Raw genomic sequence first — 17,100 nt, 5'->3', positions numbered from 1 at the left:
GATTGAAAAGCGCGGCCCTCGGGCGCCTCGGGGCCTTCTCTTCGTCTAACGAACCAGAAATGAAAATCTGCGGCGCTGTTACAAAATAGTCCGAATGGGCGGGGTGGGGCCTGCGGTGACCGGCTGGCTCACGCCCGGCCCACGGTGACCCAGTAGCGCGTGCGATAGCGCAGCCTCAGGTCCAGCACGCTGGCCAGCACCTCCAGCGCCTTGTCCGTGTCGTCGATACGGAATGCGCCCGTGACCTCCCGGTGTGCCACGTCGGCGTCGCAGCGCACGATGCCCGCGCGGTAGCGGCCCAGCTCTTGCACGAACCGGTCCAGCCGCATGCGGTTCGCCACCAGCATGCCTTCGGTCCAGGCCGGCGCCGCGCCGTCCACCGCGGTCACTGGCGACAGGGCGTTGCGGTCGAATTCGGCTTGCTCGCCCGCATGCACCACACGGGCCGGCTGCACGCGCGAGTCCGGCTCCACGCGCACCGCGCCTTCAAAGACCGCGACGTGCGTGGCCCCTTGGCCATCGTCCTGTTGCCGCACCGAAAAGCGGGTGCCCAGCGGCGTCAGCAGGCCATTGGGTGTGCTGACGGCAAACGGCCGGCCCGCGTCGTCGTGGCCCGTGGCGATCAGGATTTCGCCGCTGCGCAGCGTGATGCGGCGTTGCCGCGCGTCGTAGCGCATCGCCACGGCGGAATCGGTGTTCAGCGTCAGTACCGTGCCGTCGGGCAGGCGCACGACGCGCTGCTCGCCCGTGGCGGTCCGGTACACGGTGCTGCCGTCCCACACGCCTTCGCGCGCGCCCAACCAGCCCATGGCGCCCAGACCGACGCCGGCCGCCATCCACTTCAGGGCGCCGCGGCGCGAACGCTGGTCGCAATAGCGCAAGATCGTCTGGCCCGCGGCGGCGCCGGCCAGGTTGGCGGAGGTGGCGGATTTCAGGTCCTGGCTGATGCCTTGCAGGCGCTGCCAGGCGAGTTCGTGGCGCGCGTCGGCCTCGCGCCATTGCGTACAGGCGGCTTGCGTGGCGGCGTCGGGCGCATCCCCGGTGCGCATCATCCACTGCGCCGCCTGCCGGATGATGTCCGGGTGCACCCGTTCGGCGGGGGCGGCGCTCATGCGTACAGCACCGCGTAGCAGTGTTCCCACGCCTTGATCATGTCGCGCTGCACGGCCGCGACCGAAATGCCCAGCGCGCGGGCGACGTCCAGATACGGCAGGCCTTCCACCTGCGCCAGCACGAAAACCCGGCGCACGCGCGCTGGCAACTGCTCCATCATGCGGCACACGGCGTCCAGCGCTTCCACCACCAGCGCATGCGTCTCGGGGCTGGGCTCGACCGCTTCGCTGCGCGCGGCAAGCGTCTCAAGATAAGCCTGCTCGATCGCCCGCCGCCGCGACTGGTCGATCAACAGGCGCTTGGCCACCGTGGTCAAAAAACCGCGCGGCTCGGCAAACGCGGCGCGCGATTCGCTGCGCATGACCCGTTCGAACGTGTCGTGCGCCAGATCGGCGGCGTTGTCGGCATTGCCGGCAAGCCGTCGGCGCAGCATCTGCACCAGCCAGCCATGGTGCTCGCGGTACAGGCTGACGAATTCGGCGGAGGACGCAAAGTGGGCGGGCGGCACGGGTCGGCTTGGCAGATGCTAATGGGAATGATTGCTAATTGTAGCCAATCAGCGGCGCGTGGCGAATACTTTTCACGCGCCGTTGCGGTCCCGCCCGCCGTGGTCCGCGATTGCGGGCCCATGCAACCGCCAGGTACATGCGGCGCCCGCTCCGGGGGCCGCAGACCTTTCATCGTTGTCCGTATGCCTTCAAACCGCGCCCAATCGCCACAGCGACGTCGTCTCCCGGGACCGCGCCGCATGCAGCGGATCGTTCGCGTCGCGGGCCTTGCCGTGGATCGGCCGCGTGTCCAGTTTTTCGATCACGCGCAGGCCGGCGGCCTCGATCATCGCGAGCAGTTGCTCGCGCGTGCGCAGCCCCAGATGTTCGGCCAGATCCGACAGGATCAGCCATCCTTCGCCGTTCGGCGTCAGATGGTCCTTCAATCCATTCAGGAAGCCACGCAGCATGCGGCTGTCCGGGTCGTACACGGCATGTTCCAGCGGCGAGCTGGGCCGCGCGGGCAGCCACGGCGGGTTGCAGACGATGAGCGACACGCGGCCTTCGGGGAAGAGGTCGGTCTGTTCGACCTCGACCTGCCCGGACAACCCCAGGCGTTCCAGGTTCTCGCGCGCGCAGGCAATCGCGCGGGGATCCATGTCGGTGGCGATGACGCGTTTGCCGCCGCGGCGGGCGATGACGGCGGCGAGCACGCCCGTGCCCGTGCCGATATCGAAGGCCACGCTGCCGCGCGGCATCGGCGTGTTGGCGACCAGGTCCACGTATTCGCCGCGCACCGGCGAGAACACGCCGTAGTGCGGGTGGATGCGGTTGTTCAGGGCGGGAATCTCCACGCCCTTCCTGCGCCACTCGTAGGCGCCGATCAGGCCCAGCAGTTCGCGCAGCGACGCGACGTAGGGCGTATCGCCCGGCACGTTCGCGGCTTCGCAGGCCAGATGCGCGTCGGGCGCGCGGCGCAGGGGGATGGTATGGCCGGCGTCGAAGGGAATCAGCAGCATGCCCAGGATGCGGGCGCGCTGCGATTGGACCTGACGATGCTGGTTGAAGGCCTCAAGTTGGGTTTCCACCGGTTTGCGCGGACGCTTGTCGACGCGGCGGGTGATGGCCTGCAACAGCTGGCGCGCGTTCTGGAAGTCGCCGCGCCACAGCAGGCCCACGCCTTCGCACGCGTGGCGGTAAGCCATGTCCGCGGTCAGGGTGTCGTCGGCGACGATGACACGCTTGGGCGGCGTGGCGCCGGTTTCCGAGTGCCAGCGCGCCGAGCGGGCGACGCCGTTTTCTTCCCAGTGCAGTTCGGGCGCGTTCAAAAGGTCGCTCCGGCGGGGAATGGGGGGAAGGGCAGAATCATGGGGAAAGGCACATAAAAGAGAAGGGCGCGGGCTGCCAATGTAGCAGCTTCGCGCCCTGAGGCCGTCGCGCGGCGCACCGGGCGCCGCGGCATGGCGGGATCAGTGGAACAGCACGACGGCCTTTTGCAGCGTGATCCAGATGCCCCAGGCCAGCGGAATGCCGACGCAGGCCCACGCAAAGGCGATCAGCGCGGGCGGCGTGCGGAAGTTCGACCTGCCCACGCCGTGGGTTTCGGCGGCCACGGCGCGCTCGTGCGCCAGCGCCTTTTCCTTGGCCAGTTCCTCGTCGGTCATGAAGTACTTGGCGTTGACCGGGCGGATGGCAAGGTTGCACAGGAAGCCCACGACCAGCATGCCGGCAAGGATGTACATGGTGATGTCATACACCTGGGCGCGCGGCACGCCGATGGACAGCTGGTATTCGCGGATGTAGTTGACGAGAACCGGCCCGAAGATGCCCGCCGCGGACCACGCGGTCAGCAACCGGCCGTGGATGGCGCCGACCATCTGGGTGCCGAACAGGTCGGCCAGGTAGGCGGGCACCGTGGCAAAGCCGCCGCCGTACATCGACAGGATCACGCAGAACGCGGCCACAAAGAGCGCCAGCGCGCCCATGTGCGCGGTCCACGGAATGGCGGCGTACAGCACGAAGCCCAGGACGAAGAAGACGAAGTACGTCATCTTGCGGCCCAGCTTGTCGGACAGGCTGGCCCAGAAGAAGCGGCCGCCGATGTTGAACAGGCTGAGCAGGCCGGTAAAGCCGGCGGCAATCGCGGCGATGGCCGCGAGCTGGTCCTTGTCGAGCTGGCCAAAGCCCAGTTCGGGTTTGTCGATCAGGCCGCCGCCGAACACTTCCTGCAGCAGCGGCGAAGCCATCCCCAGGATGCCGATGCCCGCCGTGACGTTCAGGCACAGCGCCCACCACACCAGCCAGAACTGCGGCACGCCCCAGACGCGCTTCACGTGCACGTGTCGCTGCGTGATCATGACGTTGTTGACCTGCTTGGCGGGCGGCGTCCAGCCGGCGGGCTTCCAGCCGGTGGGCGGCACGCGGTAGCCCAGCGCGCCGGACATCATGAAGATGAAGTACACCAGCGCCATGGTCAGGAAGGTCTGCCAGACGCCCGGCGAGGTCGGCGTGGCAAAGTGGCGCATCAGCATGTCGGCCAGCGGCGCGCCGATCATGGCGCCGCCGCCAAAGCCCATGATGGCCATGCCCGTCGCCATGCCGCGGCGGTCCGGGAACCACTTGATCAGCGTGCTCACCGGCGAGATATACCCCAGGCCCAGCCCGATCCCGCCGATGACGCCAGAGCCCAGCCACAGCATCCACATCTGGTGCAGGTAGATGCCGATGGCCGAGATGACCAGGCCGCCGCACCAGCACAGCGCCGACACGACGCCGGCCTTGCGCGGGCCGGCCCGTTCCAGCCAGCCGCCCCACAAGGCGGCCGAACACCCCAGCAGCACGAAAAACAGGGTGTACATCCACCCCATGGTCGAGATCTTCCAGTCGCAGCTCGTGGTGAACAGTTCGGCCACGAGGCTCATGTCGGGCGGGCAGGCCAGCGGCTTGGCCCCGCCCACCACCTTGGACAGCGGCAGCCAGAACACCGAAAAGCCGTAGGCCATGCCGATGCAAAGGTGGATGGCCAGCGCGGCTGGGGGCACCAGCCAGCGCGAGAAGCCCGGCCCCGCGATCGTGCGTTCTTTGTCGAAAAATCCCGGCCGGGAACCCGGCAGGTCCAGGGTGGCGCTACTTTCCATGATGTCTCCTCAGGGGTGCGGCTTTATAGCGTGCGTAGGCCGGAAAAGCCCGGTCCCGCCGCCTCTTTTATGGATCTGTTGCTGTCCTGCCACTGCGGGTGGACCGCCGCGCGGGCGGTCCGGGTGCGCTATGCGACGCGCGCGCGCGGCGTCAGGCGCTCGCGATGCTGGGTGACCGCCTGCAGCACCAGCGGATGCAGCTGTTCCTCGCCGGCGTCGCCGTCCGGGCTGCGCGCCAGGAAATCCAGCAGTTCGGTGCGCATGCGCGGCTCCCAGAATTTCTGGATGTGGTTGGTGACGCCTTCCAGCGCCTCGGGCCGGTCCGGCATGGCGTCGAAGAACTGGCCGATGCGGTTGGCCATGCGGATCAGGTTGACGATTTCCATTGCTGTCTTGCGTCCGGTTCAGGTAAGGATGCGTTCGGGGTGGGTGTAGATGGCGGCGTCGCCATCGCGCGTGAAGCCCAGCAGGGTGACGTTGGCGTCGGTGGCCAGACGGATGGCCAGCGCGGTGGGAGCGGATACCGAAGCCAACACCGCGACGCCGGCCGCGGCCGTCTTCTGCACCATCTCGAAGCTGGCGCGGCTGGACACCACGACGATGCCGTCGGCGCCGTTGACCGCCTGGCGCGCCAGCGCGCCGGCCAGCTTGTCCAACGCGTTGTGGCGGCCCACGTCTTCGCGGACCAGCGCCACGGCGCCGTCGGCGCCCGCCCAGCCCGCGGCGTGCGTGGCGCCCGTGATGTCGTGCAGCGTCTGGCGCGCGCGCATGTCGCGCATGGCGCCCAGCACCGACTTGATGCGCACCGGCGCCCCATTGGCAACCGGCGCCACGGGCCGCAGCACCTCGGGCAGGGTTTCCACGCCGCACAGGCCGCAGCCGGTGCGCCCAGCCATGGCGCGGCGCCGCGTCTTCAGGCGCATTTCACAGGCGGACGAGATCTCCAGCTGCACGACGATGCCGCCGCATTGCGGCAGCAGATCGATGCCGCGCACGTCGCTCACGCTGCCGATGATGCCTTCGGACAGCGAGAACCCGACGGCAAAGTCCTCCAGGTCGGCGGGCGTGGCCAGCATGGTGGCGTGACTGATGCCGTTGAATTCCAGCGCCACCGGCGTTTCCTCGGCCACGTAATCGGTCTCGGCGTCGGTGGCGATGACCCCCGAGCGCACGCGGATGACCTGGGTCGGCGTGCAGTCGGGGCGGGCGGTGGTCGGCGTAGGCATGGGATCCCTGGCTGGCTGTCGGTTACTTCCCGGTCAGCGCCGCCTCGGTCTCGCGCGAGCGTTCGCGCAGGAGCTTTTGCTGGATGTCCGCAAATCGCGACCATTGCCGCTGCCATTCCGACGGCTGCGACACGCGCGTCACCTGCACGGCCGTGACTTTGTATTCGGGGCAGTTGGTCGCCCAGTCGGAGCTGTCGGTGGTGACGACGTTGGCGCCGGACTCGGGAAAGTGGAACGTGGTGTATACCACGCCCGGCTGCACGCGGTCGGTCAGCGTGGCGCGCAGCACGGTTTCCCCGGCGCGGCTCTGGATGCCGACCCAGTCGCCTTCGGCCACGCCGCGGTCCTCGGCGTCCTGTGGATGAATTTCCAGCACGTCCTCGCCATGCCACATCACGTTGGGCGTGCGGCGGGTCTGCGCGCCCACGTTGTATTGCGACAGGATGCGGCCCGTGGTCAAGAGCAGCGGGAAGCGGCGCGTGCTGCGCTCGTCGGTGGGCACGTACTTGGTGATCATGAAGCGGCCCTTGCCGCGCACGAACTGGTCGATGTGCATGATCGGCGTGCCTTCCGGCGCGTCGTCGTTGCACGGCCATTGCAGGCTGCCCAGCTTGTCCAGCTTGTCGTACGTGACGCCGGCAAACGTGGGCGTCAGCCGCGCGATCTCTTCCATGATCTCGCGCGGGTGCTTGTAATTCATGGGGTAGCCCAGCGCGTTGGACAGCGCCACCGTCACTTCCCAGTCGGACTTGCCGTTCTTGGGTTCCATCACCTTGCGCACGCGCGAGATGCGGCGCTCGGCGTTGGTGAAGGTGCCGTCCTTTTCCAGGAACGAGGAACCCGGCAGGAACACGTGCGCGTACTTGGCGGTCTCGTTCAGGAACAGGTCCTGCACGACGATGCACTCCATGGCCGCCAGCGATGCCGCCACGTGCTGCGTGTTGGGATCGGACTGCACGATGTCTTCGCCCTGGCAGTACAGGCCCTTGAAGGACCCGCCCAGCGCGGCCTCGAACATGTTGGGAATGCGCAGGCCGGGCTCGGGCTGCAGCGTGACGCCCCAGTCCTTTTCAAACTGCGCGCGCACGGCGTTGTCCGAGATGTGGCGGTAGCCGGGCAGTTCGTGCGGGAACGAGCCCATGTCGCACGATCCCTGCACGTTGTTCTGGCCGCGCAGCGGATTCACGCCCACGCCTTCGCGGCCGATATTGCCGGTGGCCATCGCCAGGTTGGCAATGGCCATGACGGTGGTCGAGCCCTGGCTGTGCTCGGTGACGCCCAGGCCGTAGTAGATGGAGCCGTTGCCGCCGGTGGCAAACAGGCGCGCCGCGCCGCGCACCGCCTGCGCCGGCACGCCAGTGATTTCTTCCATGGCTTCCGGCGAGTTCTCGGGCAGCGAAACGAAGTCGCGCCATTCCTTGAAGGCTTTTTCTTCGCAGCGCTCGGCCACGAAGTCCTCGGCGATCAGGCCCTCGGTGGCGATGACATGCGCCAGCGAGGACAGCAGCGCCGTGTTGGTGCCCGGCCGCACCTGCAAGTGGAAGTCGGCCTTGATGTGCGGCGAGCTGACCAGTTCGATGCGGCGCGGATCGATGACGATGAGCCGTGCGCCTTCGCGCAGCCGGCGCTTCAAGCGCGAAGCGAAGACGGGATGGCCGCTGCTGGGGTTAGCCCCCATCACGATGACCACGTCGGTGTGCATGACGGAGTCAAACGTCTGCGTGCCGGCCGATTCGCCCAGCGTCTGCTTCAGGCCATAGCCGGTGGGCGAATGGCACACGCGCGCGCAGGTGTCGACGTTGTTGGTGCCGAAGGCGGCGCGCACCAGCTTCTGCACCAGCCAGGTTTCCTCGTTGGTGCAGCGCGACGACGTGATGCCGCCGACCGCATCGCGCCCGTACTGGCTCTGGATGCGGCGGAATTCGGAAGCCGCGTAGTTGATCGCCTCGTCCCAGGACACTTCTTTCCAGGAATCGGTGATGTGCTTGCGGATCATGGGTTTGAGCACGCGTTCCTTGTGCGTGGCGTAGCCCCAGGCAAAACGTCCCTTCACGCAGGAATGGCCGCGGTTGGCCTGGCCGTCCTTCCACGGCACCATGCGCACCACTTCCTGGCCCTTCATTTCGGCCTTGAAGCCGCAACCCACGCCGCAGTAGGCGCAGGTCGTCACGACCGAGTGTTCGGCCTGGCCCATCATGATGACGGTCTTTTCCTGCAGGGTGGACGTGGGGCAGGCCTGCACGCAGGCGCCGCAGGATACGCATTCGCTATCCAGGAAGGGCTGGTCCTGGCCGGCCGATACGTGCGAGTCGAAACCCTTGCCGGAGATCGTCAGGGCAAACGTGCCTTGCGTTTCCTCGCAGGCGCGAACGCAGCGGTTGCAGACGATGCACTTGGATGCGTCGAACGTGAAGTAGGGGTTGGACTCGTCCTTCTCGGCCTTCAGATGGTTGGCGCCGTCCTGGCCGTAGCGTACGTTGCGCAGGCCCACGACGCCGGCCATGTCTTGCAGTTCGCAATCGCCGTTGGCCGGGCAGGTCAGGCAATCGAGCGGATGGTCCGAGATGTACAGCTCCATCACGCCGCGGCGCAGGTCGTGCAGCTTTGGCGTTTCGGTAAAGACGACCATGCCGTTTTCGGCGGGCGTCGTACAGGACGCGGGATAGCCGCGGCGGCCTTCGATCTGCACGAGGCACAGGCGGCAGGACCCGAACGGTTCAAGGCTGTCGGTGGCGCAGAGCTTGGGGATGTTGATGCCGGCGTCCGCGGCCGCGCGCATCAGCGACGTGCCTTCTGGAACGGTGATTTCCTGGCCGTCGATGGTCAGGGTGACGGTCTTTTCGGACACGCGCGCCGGCGTGCCCATGTCGCGATCGCGCTTGATGACGGTTTCTAGCATGGCGGTCTCGGGTTCAGGCCGCGTGGGCGGCAGACTGGGAGGACTCGATGCCGAAGTCCTGCGGGAAATGGTTCAGCGCGGACAACACCGGGTAGGGCGCCATGCCCCCCAGCGCGCACAGCGAACCGCCAAGCATCGTGTCGCACAGGTCGCGCAGCAGATGCACCTGCTGTTCGCGCTGTTCGCGGCTTTGGTTGCCGGCCGCGATCTTGTCGATGGTTTCCATGCCGCGCGTGGAGCCGATGCGGCAAGGCGTGCACTTGCCACAGGACTCGATGGCGCAGAACTCCATCGCGTAACGCGCCATGCGCGCCATGTCCACGGTGTCGTCGAAGGCGACGAGGCCGCCGTGGCCGATCATGGCCGAGATCTGGATGTAGGCTTCGTAGTCCAGCGGCACGTCCCATTGCGATTCGGGCAGGTAGGCGCCCAGCGGACCGCCCACCTGCACCGCGCGCAGCGGCCGGCCGGACGCGCTGCCGCCGCCGAATTCGTAGAGCAGGTCGCGCAGGCTGAGCCCAAAGGCCTTTTCCACCAGCCCGCCTTGCTTGAGGTTGCCGGCCAGTTGGAAGGGCAGCGTGCCGTGCGAACGGCCCACGCCGTAGTCGCGGTAATACGCCGCGCCCTTGGCCAGGATGATCGGCACGGTGGCCAGCGAGATGACGTTGTTGATGACGGTCGGTTTGCCGAACAGGCCCGAGATGGCGGGCAGCGGCGGCTTGGCGCGCACCACGCCGCGCTTGCCCTCCAGGCTTTCCAGCAGCGAGGTTTCTTCGCCGCAGATGTAGGCGCCCGCGCCCTTGCGCACTTCCAGGTCGAAGCGGCGGCCGCTGCCGTGCACATCGTCGCCCAGCCAGCCGACGCTGCGGGCTCGCGCGATGGCGGCTTCAAGCGTGGCGATGGCGTGGGGGTATTCGGAGCGGACGTAGATGTAGCCGTAGGTCGCGCCGACCGCCAGGCCTGCAATCGTCATGCCTTCGATCAGGACGTACGGGTCGCCTTCCATCAGCAGGCGGTCGGCAAAGGTGCCCGAGTCGCCTTCGTCGGCGTTGCAGACGATGTACTTGGTGTCGCCGGGCGTGCCCGCCACGGTCTTCCATTTGATGCCGGTGGGAAATGCCGCGCCGCCGCGGCCGCGCAGGCCGGATTCGACCATTTCGTCGACGATCTGCGCCGGCGCCATGGCCAGCGCGCGCTTCAAGCCTTGCAACCCGCCATGCGCGGCGTAGTCCTGCAGGGACAGCGGATCGATCACGCCGACGCGGGCGAAGGTCAGGCGCTCCTGGTGCTTGAGGTAGGGGATTTCCTCGGTCAGGCCCAGGCGCAACGCGTGTTCGCCGCCCGTCAGCCAGTCGGCGTCGAACAGCGAGGCCACGTCTTCCGGCTGCACGGGCCCATAGGCGATGCGGCCTTGTGGCGTGGCGATCTCAACCAGGGGTTCCAGCCACAGCAGGCCGCGCGAACCATTGCGCACCACCTGCACGGACAGGCCGCGTTGATCGGCCATGCGCTCGATGTCGCGGGCAACGGTATCGGCGTCCATGGCTAGCGCCGCGGCGTCGCGCGGCACGTAGATGACGACGGGGGCGCTCATGGCGTGTCCTCCAGCGTGCGGGCCAGCAGGCGATCCAGCTTGGCTTCGGTAACGCGGGCGTGGGGCTGGCCGTCGATCATGACGGCGGGCGACTGCGCGCACAGGCCCAGGCAGTACACGGGTTCCAGCGTGAAGTTGCCGTCCGGGGTGCTGGCGTGGAAATCACAGCCCAGCGCGGCGCGCGCATGGGCGGCCAGGCGTTCGCCGCCCATGGATTGGCAGGCTTCGGCGCGGCAGACCTCCAGCGTGTGGCGCGCGGCCGGCTCGGTGCGGAAATGGGGGTAGAACGTGATGACCCCGTGGACTTCGGCGCGGGAGAGGTTCAGGGCCTCGGCGATGGTCTGCACCGCCTCGGCCGGAATACAGCCCAATTCGTGTTGCACCGCATGCAGCACCGGCAGCAGCGGGCCGGGCTGGTCTTTCAGCCGGGCAAGGATGCGGGCCGTGGCCGCGATGGCCGGGGTGGGGGATGCCTGGGCGGCGTCCAGGGCCAGCTTGCCGCCCCGGGCGCCACCGCTGGATGCCAGATCGGATTTTGCCTCGCGCAGGTGCACGTCGGTCTCCTCCTGTGTTGCGTGACCCCATCAACGGGGGCTTGTGCCGGTCTGGACCTGTCAGCAGATAATATGCTTTAAAAAACATATTAATTGCCCGTCCGCCGCGTTATTTGTGTACTCTAACGAGGTACATGAACGCCTTCAATAAGAAATAAATGACATATAAGTTCCGAATCGGCCTGCGGCCGCAATGGACATTGGGCGGAGACGACGAGGCGACGCCCGTGCCGCTGCAAGACATGCTTGCGCTCCTGGCAGCCATCGATGCCACCGGCAACATCGCGGGCGCCTGCCGCGCCTGCGGCCTGTCCTACCGGCACGCGTGGGGCGTGTTGCGGCGCTTCGAGTCCATCTTCGGCACGCAACTGCTCATCACCAACCGCCGCCAGGGCACGCAGCTGTCGCCCTTTGCGCAGCGGCTGCTATGGGCCAACCGCCGCATCGAGGCGCGGCTGATGCCCACGCTGGACAGCATGGCCTCCGAATTGCAGGAAGAGCTTGAACGCCTGCTGCCGGAAAGCGGCCCGCACCTGCGCCTGCACGCCAGCCACGGTTTTGCCGTGGAATCCCTGATGCAGCACATGGGCAATCGCACGCCCGGCCTGGAACTGCGCTATCGCACGGCAATCGAGGCCCTGGCGTCGCTGGAGCGGCACGAATGCGACCTCGCGGGCTTTCAGGTGCCGCTGGGCGATTTCGAATCCCCCATCATGGAACGCTATGCGCAGTGGCTCAACGCCGACGAATACATGCTCATCCACCTGGCCGTGCGCAATACGGGGTTGTTCGTCACGGCCGGCAATCCCAAGCAGATCCGCGGCATGGCGGACCTGGCCCGCAGCGACGTGCGCTTCGTGAACCGCCAGATCGGCTCCAGCACGCGTTATCTGGTTGGCCTGATGCTGCAACGCGCCGGCGTGTCCATCGGCGAGGTGCAGGGCTACGAAACCAACGAATTCACCCACATGGCGATCGCGGCGCACATTGCCAGCGGCATGGCGGACACAGGGGTCGGCGTGGAGACGGCGGCCTGCCGCTTCGGGCTGGACTTCATTCCGCTGGTGCGCGAGCGCTATTTCTTCGCCATCCGCAAGGCGTCGCTGGATACGCCGGCCATGCAGGACCTGCTGTCCATCATGCGCGGCCCGGACTATGTCGGTTACGTGGGCCAGCTCGTCGGCTACGACGCCCGCGACACCGGCCGGCTGCAGACCCTGGAAGAGGCCTTTCCGCGGGAACGCGCACCGCGATCCGCCGGGATATGATGTGCCAATGAGCAAAGTGATAATCCTTGCCGATCACCGGAGTTCGCCACGGGCTTCCCTCGCGTCCGGCGAACTTCCGCCGCACGGGCAGCCCGCGCTGGACCAGCGCGCGCGTCCGCTGCGCGACCTGCGCATTTCCGTCACTGACCGCTGCAACTTCCGCTGCACCTATTGCATGCCGCGCGAGGTCTTTGACAGCAGCTACAGCTTCATGCCGCATTCGGCGCTGCTGTCGTTCGAAGAAATCAGCCGGCTGGCCGGCATCTTCACGCAGTTGGGCGTCGAAAAGATCCGCCTGACCGGCGGCGAGCCGCTGCTGCGCAAGCACATCGAAAACCTGGTCGGCATGCTGGCCGAACTGCGCACGCCGCAAGGCCGGCCGCTTGACCTCACCCTCACCACCAACGGCAGCGTCCTCGCGCGCAAGGCCGCCGCGCTGAAAAGCGCCGGGCTCACGCGCGTGACGGTCAGCCTGGACGCGCTGGACGCCGCCATGTTCCAGGGCATGAGCGACAGCGGCTTCACGCCGGACGACGTGCTGCGCGGCATCGACGCCGCGGCGGACGCGGGCCTGGCGCCCGTCAAGGTCAACATGGTGGTGCGCAAGGGACTGAACGACGGGCAGATCCTGCCCATGGCCGAACGCTTTCGCCACAGCGGCCACGTCCTGCGCTTCATCGAATACATGGACGTGGGCAACAGCAACGGCTGGAATCTCGCCGAAGTGGTGCCATCGCGCGAAGTGCTGGATCGCATCGGCGCCGTGTATCCGCTGGAACCCGTGGAATCGGTCGAAATGGGGCGCGTCGCCGAACGCTGGCGCTACGTGGACGGCGGCGGCGAGATCGGCGTCATCTCCAGCGTCACGCACGCCTTCTGCGGCGGCTGTACGCGGGCGCGCCTGTCGCCCGAAGGCAAGCTCTACCTGTGCCTCTTCGCCCACGAAGGCCACGACCTGCGCGCGCCGCTACGCGATGGCGCGACGGACGAGGAACTGGCGCGCATCCTGGCGGGCATCTGGTCGGCGCGCGGCGACAACTATTCCGAACTGCGCGGCCAGAACATGGCGGACCCATCTCGCAAGATCGAGATGAGCTACATCGGTGGCTGAGTTTCAACGCGACGGGCTTGCCGGCCTGATCCTCGCCGGCGGGCAGGGTTCCCGCATGAATCATCAGGACAAGGGACTGGTCGCGCTGCACGGCGAACCCATGGTCGCGCACATCGCGCGCCGGCTTGCGCCGCAGGTCGGCCGCCTTATCATCAGCGCCAACCGGCACCCGGAACGTTACGAGCAGTATGGCGACGTCGTTGCCGATGGCGAACGCGAACTGGGCGCCTGGCAGGGTCCGCTGGTGGGTATCGCGACGGCGCTGCAGACGCTGCAGGCGTCGGCTGCAGCGCCGCCCGAATCCGCCGCGCAGTGGCTGGTGGTGGTGCCCTGCGATACGCCCTTCCTGCCGGAAGATCTGGCCGCGCGCCTGATCGGCGCGGCTGCCGCGGCCGATGCGCCGCTGGCCTATGCCGCGGCCAACGGCCAGCGCCATTCGGCCTGCATGGCGCTGCGCACGTTGTTGCTGCCGAACCTGCGGGAATATCTGCGGTCAGGCGACCGCAAGGTGGGGCTTTGGCAGGCGAGGGCGGGCGCGGTCGAAGCGGTGTTCGACGATTGCCCGCCGCATGCCTTCATGAACGTCAACACGCCAGAAGACCTGGCGCTGGCCGAGCGCTACGCCAGCCAGTGACGCAGGTCGTAATACGAAACCGTGTCCCTGTCCTGCACCAGCACGTCGGCCGGCAGGCGCGCCAAGCCGGTGGACCACGGCAATGAGCTGATCACGCCCGATCCCTGATGGCCGTACGGCACGAGTTCGCTGCCGCCTTCGTCGGCCACGCGGCATTGCACGCGCAGGAATTCCTCGCGGCTGTCCTGGCGCGGCTGCGCGGTGCGCAGCGGCAACTGACTGACCGGCGGGAAGATGTCTTCGCGGCCCTGCATGCGGCGCATCAGCGGCGTCACCAGCGTAGCGAACACGGCATAGGCCGACACCGGATTGCCAGGCAGGCTGACCACCGGCTTGCCGTCGATCTGCGCCAGGGCCACCGGCTTGCCGGGTTTCATGCGCACCTTCCACAGCGACAGTTCGCCACCCAGCGCGGCCAGCGCCGGTTTGACGAGGTCACGCTCGCCCACCGACACACCGCCCACGCTCAGCACGAGGTCGCAATCGGCCAGCAGGGTCGTGAAGGCGTCCAGCAGATCGGCTTCGGTATCGCGGGCGTGCAGCACGTGAACGGGCAGGGCGCCCATGCCGCGCACCATCGCGGCCAGCATCGGCCCGTTGGAGTTGTAGATCTGTTCGGTGGCGCGCGGCTGGCCCGGCAGGACGAGCTCGTCGCCCGTGGTCAGGATGCCGACGCGAAGCTGACCGTAGACGGGAATCGTTGCCATGCCTTGCGAGGCCAGCAGCGCGACGTGCGCGGCCTGCAGCAGCGTGCCCGCCGGCAGCAGCGCGGCGCCCGCCATCGTGTCTTCGCCGCGGCGGCGAATGTGCTGGCCCAGCCGGGGTTCGCGCGAAATCTGGACGTGGTTGTCGGCTTCGGTGGTGTCTTCCTGCATGACGACCACATCGGCGCCCGCCGGTATCACGCTGCCGGTAAATAGACGAATGGCCTGGCCTGGCTTGAGCGGCTCGGGCACGTCGCCCGCGTAGCAGCGCTGCTGAATCGGCAGGCGGGCTTGCGGGTTCCAGTCGGCCAGGCGCAGGGCATAGCCGTCCATGGCGCTGTTGTCGGCCGGTGGAATGTCCACCGTGGCGTCAAGGTGCGCGGCCAGAACGCGGCCGCTGGCCTGTGCCAGTTCGACGTGCTCGGTGCGTTGAAGGGGGGCGGCGGCGTTGGCCAGCAGGGTCTGGGCTTGATCGAAATCCAGCATGGGTCAGGCTTCTTGTTCGCGTTTCGAAAATTGCGAGGCGAAATTGCAGGGGCCGTGGCCGCTGTCGAGCTGCTCGCGCAGAATCTTGGTCCAGGCGGTCTCGCACGCGTTGTTCGAGCCCGGCAGGCAGAAGATCAGGGTCTGGTTGGCCGACCCCGCGAACGCGCGCGACTGGATCGTGGAGCTGCCGATCTCGGTGTAGGAAATCTGGCGGAAGAGTTCGCCGAAACCCGGAATCTCGCGATCCAGCAGCGGCAGGATGGCCTGCGGCGTGTGGTCGCGATGCGAGAAGCCCGTGCCGCCGGTCGTCAGGATGACCTGCACCTCGGGGTCGGCGATCCAGTCGCTGATGACGCGGCGGATCTGGTAGATGTCGTCGCGCACGATGTCGCGGCGCACGCACTGATGGCCGGCATGCGCCAGGCTGTGCGCCAGCAGATTGCCGGACGTGTCGTCACCTGCGCTGCGGGTGTCGCTGATGGTCAGTACGCCGCAGCCCAGCGGGACCGGGGTGGCTTCGCTCATGGATTTTCCTTATTGTCGGCAGTGTCTTCATCCCAGGCGTCCGTGCGGTCCTGGTCGGATTGGCGCTGTTCCACCCAGAAGCTGTCGCCGCCGGCGAGGGTCTCGCGCTTCCAGAAGGGCGCGCGCGTCTTGAGCGCGTCGATGATGTATTCGCAGCCGCGGAAGGCGTCGCCGCGATGGGCGCTGGCCGCCGCCACGAAGACGATCTGCGCGTTGCGGTGCAGCGCGCCCACGCGGTGCACGATGACCGTGCCTGCCAGGTTCCAGCGTGCGCGGGCCGTGGCGGCGATGTCTTCGAGCTCGCGCTCGCACATGCCCGGATAGTGTTCGAGAAAAAGCGTGTCGGTGGGGGTATCGGGCGCGTAGTCGCGCACGTAGCCCACGAACGTCACGATGCCGCCCACGCCGGGGCCGGCGGATTCCCGCAGCGCGGCGGTCAGCGCCGCGCCGTCGAAGTCGGCTTCCTGGACGCGGATCATGGCGTCAGCCTCCGGTGACCGGTTCGAACACCGCGACCTCGTCGCCCGCGCGGATCGGGGCGGTGGGCTTGGCGTGCGTCTGGTTGATGGCCAGCTTCAGGCGCGTGGCCGGTTCCAATTGGGGATAGCGTTCGCCCAACGCGGCCAGCAACTGCGCGCCGGTGGATTCGCCCGCGAGGGGCCAGGTTTCGGTGCGCTTGCCGACCAGTTCGGCAACGCGCGCGAAGTACAGAAGATTAATCGTTGCGCCATTCACCGCTTTTACCTCCCGCCTTGTACTTGAGGCGAACTTGTTCGATCACGATGCCTTTGTCGGCAGCCTTGCACATGTCGTAGATGGTCAGCGCGGCCACGCTGCACGCCATCATGGCTTCCATTTCGACGCCCGTCTTGTAGCTGGTGCGGCAGGTGGCCAGGATGTCGATGCGATGCTCGGCGTCGTTCAAGGCGAATTCCACGCCGACGAACGCGAGCGGCAGGCTGTGGCACAGGGGGATCATGTCGGCGCAGCGCTTGGCGGCCAGGATCGCGGCCACGCGCGCCGTGTTGAGCACCTCTCCCTTGCCCTGGCCGGGTTGGGTCAAGAGGCCATAGGCGACGGCGTTCATGCGGATGCTGCCGGCGGCGACCGCCACGCGCTCGGTGTCCGTCTTGGCGATGACGTCGACCATGCGGACCTGGCCGGCTTCGTCCAGGTGACTCAAGGTGGGGGTGGTCTCGGACATGGAAATCGGGATCAAGAATTGTTAATGAATGAAAAGAGCGGGGCCGGGCGCGCCGGCGGGGTCCGCTGTTCCGCCTATGATAGACGAGCAGTTAAGGGGGCGCGATAATCGCGCCAGCAGTCAGAGGAAGGTTGGATCGCCTTCAATGTGTATCAGG

General features: G+C 67.5%; 17 protein-coding genes. 3 read left to right on the top strand and 14 right to left on the bottom strand.

Annotation, left to right across the window (positions count from 1 at the left end; translation table 11 throughout):
- Positions 1-128: 128 nt before the first annotated feature.
- The 9 genes from LN047_RS22305 to LN047_RS22265 form a co-directional block, all read right to left on the bottom strand.
- Positions 129-1,112, bottom strand: a complete 984-nt coding sequence (locus tag LN047_RS22305) for a FecR domain-containing protein (RefSeq protein WP_373980203.1) — start codon at positions 1,110-1,112, stop codon at positions 129-131.
- Positions 1,109-1,621, bottom strand: coding sequence for a sigma-70 family RNA polymerase sigma factor (locus tag LN047_RS22300; RefSeq protein WP_346527054.1), 513 nt, complete (start codon positions 1,619-1,621; stop codon positions 1,109-1,111). The genes LN047_RS22305 and LN047_RS22300 overlap by 4 nt, the downstream gene beginning before the upstream one ends.
- A gap of 189 nt (positions 1,622-1,810) precedes the next feature.
- Complete coding sequence (locus tag LN047_RS22295; protein WP_271263294.1) at positions 1,811-2,929, bottom strand: class I SAM-dependent methyltransferase; 1,119 nt, start codon at positions 2,927-2,929, stop codon at positions 1,811-1,813.
- Positions 2,930-3,070: 141 nt separating this feature from the next.
- Positions 3,071-4,738 (bottom strand): OFA family MFS transporter, encoded by a 1,668-nt coding sequence (locus LN047_RS22290; protein WP_056326541.1) that lies wholly within the window; start codon positions 4,736-4,738, stop codon positions 3,071-3,073.
- Positions 4,739-4,866: 128 nt separating this feature from the next.
- On the bottom strand, positions 4,867-5,124 hold the full coding sequence (locus tag LN047_RS22285; RefSeq protein WP_056326544.1) for a formate dehydrogenase subunit delta: 258 nt from the start codon (positions 5,122-5,124) through the stop codon (positions 4,867-4,869).
- Between the two features lie 18 nt (positions 5,125-5,142).
- Entirely contained in the window at positions 5,143-5,964 is an 822-nt protein-coding gene (gene fdhD / locus LN047_RS22280; RefSeq protein ID WP_373980202.1) for a formate dehydrogenase accessory sulfurtransferase FdhD, read from the bottom strand.
- 22 nt (positions 5,965-5,986) lie between these two features.
- On the bottom strand, positions 5,987-8,863 hold the full coding sequence (fdhF, locus tag LN047_RS22275) for a formate dehydrogenase subunit alpha (RefSeq protein WP_373980201.1): 2,877 nt from the start codon (positions 8,861-8,863) through the stop codon (positions 5,987-5,989).
- Positions 8,864-8,876: 13 nt separating this feature from the next.
- Positions 8,877-10,457 (bottom strand): formate dehydrogenase beta subunit, encoded by a 1,581-nt coding sequence (locus LN047_RS22270; RefSeq protein WP_373980200.1) that lies wholly within the window; start codon positions 10,455-10,457, stop codon positions 8,877-8,879.
- A complete protein-coding gene (locus LN047_RS22265) occupies positions 10,454-11,011 on the bottom strand; it encodes a formate dehydrogenase subunit gamma (protein WP_373980199.1) in 558 nt (185 codons plus the stop codon). The genes LN047_RS22270 and LN047_RS22265 overlap by 4 nt, the downstream gene beginning before the upstream one ends.
- A gap of 158 nt (positions 11,012-11,169) precedes the next feature.
- Between LN047_RS22265 and LN047_RS22260 the strand changes: the two genes are divergently transcribed.
- Genes LN047_RS22260 through mobA form a run of 3 tightly spaced genes read left to right on the top strand, consistent with a single transcriptional unit; the run spans position 11,170 to position 14,024 of the window.
- Complete coding sequence (locus tag LN047_RS22260; protein WP_062838739.1) at positions 11,170-12,279, top strand: substrate-binding domain-containing protein; 1,110 nt, start codon at positions 11,170-11,172, stop codon at positions 12,277-12,279.
- A 7-nt stretch (positions 12,280-12,286) separates the two neighbouring features.
- Positions 12,287-13,390, top strand: coding sequence for a GTP 3',8-cyclase MoaA (gene moaA, locus LN047_RS22255; protein ID WP_226846762.1), 1,104 nt, complete (start codon positions 12,287-12,289; stop codon positions 13,388-13,390).
- Between the two features lie 55 nt (positions 13,391-13,445).
- Complete coding sequence (gene mobA / locus LN047_RS22250; protein WP_373982172.1) at positions 13,446-14,024, top strand: molybdenum cofactor guanylyltransferase MobA; 579 nt, start codon at positions 13,446-13,448, stop codon at positions 14,022-14,024.
- On the opposite strand, the gene glp is transcribed toward mobA, so the two are convergent.
- From glp to moaC, 5 genes are read right to left on the bottom strand one after another with little or no spacing between them, the layout of a single operon-like run.
- Positions 14,009-15,214, bottom strand: coding sequence for a gephyrin-like molybdotransferase Glp (gene glp / locus LN047_RS22245; protein ID WP_373980198.1), 1,206 nt, complete (start codon positions 15,212-15,214; stop codon positions 14,009-14,011). The two genes, mobA and glp, sit on opposite strands and share 16 nt — an antisense overlap.
- Before the next feature lie 3 nt (positions 15,215-15,217).
- Positions 15,218-15,739 (bottom strand): molybdenum cofactor biosynthesis protein B, encoded by a 522-nt coding sequence (gene moaB, locus LN047_RS22240; protein ID WP_223572461.1) that lies wholly within the window; start codon positions 15,737-15,739, stop codon positions 15,218-15,220.
- The gene (locus LN047_RS22235; protein WP_280021103.1) at positions 15,736-16,218 is read right to left on the bottom strand and encodes a molybdenum cofactor biosynthesis protein MoaE; all 483 of its coding nucleotides are present in this window, start codon (positions 16,216-16,218) and stop codon (positions 15,736-15,738) included. Before LN047_RS22235 ends, moaB begins: the two co-directional genes overlap by 4 nt.
- 4 nt (positions 16,219-16,222) lie before the next feature.
- Entirely contained in the window at positions 16,223-16,474 is a 252-nt protein-coding gene (locus LN047_RS22230; RefSeq protein WP_056326580.1) for a MoaD/ThiS family protein, read from the bottom strand.
- Positions 16,455-16,943, bottom strand: coding sequence for a cyclic pyranopterin monophosphate synthase MoaC (gene moaC, locus LN047_RS22225; protein ID WP_056326583.1), 489 nt, complete (start codon positions 16,941-16,943; stop codon positions 16,455-16,457). Before moaC ends, LN047_RS22230 begins: the two co-directional genes overlap by 20 nt.
- Positions 16,944-17,100 lie beyond the last annotated feature (157 nt).

This window comes from Achromobacter sp. JD417, from assembly GCF_041879325.1.
Classification (GTDB): domain Bacteria; phylum Pseudomonadota; class Gammaproteobacteria; order Burkholderiales; family Burkholderiaceae_B; genus Achromobacter; species Achromobacter mucicolens.
This window is presented reverse-complemented; position numbering and strand designations above follow the sequence as displayed.

Bases quoted from the DNA above. Each gene is read 5' to 3' on its own strand.
- mobA (WP_373982172.1), top strand. From the start codon at position 13,446: ATGAATCATCAGGACAAGGGACTGGTCGCGCTGCACGGCGAACCCATG.
- moaB (WP_223572461.1), bottom strand. From the start codon at position 15,739: ATGAGCGAAGCCACCCCGGTCCCGCTGGGCTGCGGCGTACTGACCATC.
- LN047_RS22305 (WP_373980203.1), bottom strand. From the start codon at position 1,112: ATGAGCGCCGCCCCCGCCGAACGGGTGCACCCGGACATCATCCGGCAG.
- fdhD (WP_373980202.1), bottom strand. From the start codon at position 5,964: ATGCCTACGCCGACCACCGCCCGCCCCGACTGCACGCCGACCCAGGTC.
- LN047_RS22270 (WP_373980200.1), bottom strand. From the start codon at position 10,457: ATGAGCGCCCCCGTCGTCATCTACGTGCCGCGCGACGCCGCGGCGCTA.
- LN047_RS22260 (WP_062838739.1), top strand. From the start codon at position 11,170: ATGACATATAAGTTCCGAATCGGCCTGCGGCCGCAATGGACATTGGGC.
- LN047_RS22235 (WP_280021103.1), bottom strand. From the start codon at position 16,218: ATGATCCGCGTCCAGGAAGCCGACTTCGACGGCGCGGCGCTGACCGCC.
- LN047_RS22290 (WP_056326541.1), bottom strand. From the start codon at position 4,738: ATGGAAAGTAGCGCCACCCTGGACCTGCCGGGTTCCCGGCCGGGATTT.
- moaC (WP_056326583.1), bottom strand. From the start codon at position 16,943: ATGTCCGAGACCACCCCCACCTTGAGTCACCTGGACGAAGCCGGCCAG.
- moaA (WP_226846762.1), top strand. From the start codon at position 12,287: ATGAGCAAAGTGATAATCCTTGCCGATCACCGGAGTTCGCCACGGGCT.
- fdhF (WP_373980201.1), bottom strand. From the start codon at position 8,863: ATGCTAGAAACCGTCATCAAGCGCGATCGCGACATGGGCACGCCGGCG.
- LN047_RS22285 (WP_056326544.1), bottom strand. From the start codon at position 5,124: ATGGAAATCGTCAACCTGATCCGCATGGCCAACCGCATCGGCCAGTTC.
- glp (WP_373980198.1), bottom strand. From the start codon at position 15,214: ATGCTGGATTTCGATCAAGCCCAGACCCTGCTGGCCAACGCCGCCGCC.